Source organism: Pseudoduganella buxea, from assembly GCF_009720835.1.
Taxonomy (GTDB): Bacteria; Pseudomonadota; Gammaproteobacteria; order Burkholderiales; family Burkholderiaceae_D; genus Rugamonas; species Rugamonas buxea.
Window position 1 is genome coordinate 1 of sequence record NZ_WNKZ01000220.1, and the last position, 1,137, is coordinate 1,137.

General features: G+C 57.7%; 1 protein-coding gene. It reads left to right on the forward strand.

Translation table 11 applies throughout. The features are described 5' to 3' along the window. Positions 1–67: 67 nt before the first annotated feature. Positions 68–1,137, forward strand: a protein-coding gene (locus tag GM672_RS27685; RefSeq protein WP_155473693.1) for an IS3 family transposase whose coding sequence is annotated in 2 segments (ribosomal slippage) — positions 68–320 and positions 320–1,137 — 1,071 coding nt annotated over the 2 segments. Because the reading frame shifts where the segments join, the coding sequence is not laid out codon by codon here. This gene is flagged as partial in the annotation.

Below are 1,137 nucleotides of genomic sequence, written 5' to 3' on the forward strand. Positions count from 1 at the left end.
GGTAATCCCCCCACAAAAAGAGCGTCGTTAGAAGTAGAATTTTCTACTTAAGAACAGAAAGCTCTACATGAAGACGTCCCGCTTTACCGACAGCCAGATCATCGCCATCCTGAAACAAGCCGAAGCCGGCAGTCCGGTTCCGGAGCTGTGCCGCGAACACGGCATCAGCAATGCCACGTTCTACAAGTGGCGTGCCAAGTACGGCGGGATGGATGCATCGCTGATGGCACGTATGAAGGAACTCGAGGACGAGAACCGGCGCCTGAAGAAGATGTATGCCGAGGAGCGGCTCAAGGCAGAGATCGTCGCGGAGGCACTGACAAAAAAGTGGTAGCGCCATCTCAGCGGCGGGAGATGGCGCAGTGGGCCGTAACGCAGCGGTCAGCCACGATCGGATTGGCATGCCAGGCATTTGGCATCAGCCAGACCTGCTACCGCTACAAGGCCAAGCTGGACGCGGAAAACGACCTCATCGCCGACTGGCTGGTACGGCTAACGAACAACCAGCGCAATTGGGGTTTTGGATTGTGCTTCCTGTACCTGCGCAACGTGAAGGGCTTCAAATGGAACCACAAGCGCGTCTACAGGATTTACCGCGAACTCGAGCTGAACCTGCGGATCAAGCCGCGCCATCGCCTGGTGCGCGAGAAGCCGCTGCCGCTCGCGGTGCCAACCGCGATCAACCAAAGCTGGTCGATGGACTTCATGCATGACCAGCTTGCCGATGGACGCAGCATCCGGCTGTTCAACGTCATCGACGACTACAACCGCGAAGGCCTGGGGATCGAAGTCGACTTCTCGCTACCGTCCGAGCGCGTAATCCGATCGCTCGACCGGATTATCGAATGGCGCGGCAAACCGAATGCCATCCGATGTGATAACGGCCCCGAATACATCAGCGCGGTGACGCTGGCCTGGGCTGCCAGGCACGGTATCCGCATCGATTTCATCCAGCCCGGCCAGCCCCAGCAGAATGCTTATGTCGAGCGTTACAACAGGACCGTTCGCTATGACTGGCTCGCTCATCACCTGTTTGAGACGCTCGACGAAATCCAGGAATTTGCCGCCAACTGGTTGTGGACCTACAATCACGACCGACCCAATATGGCGCTCGGCGGTATCACGCCAAAACAGAAA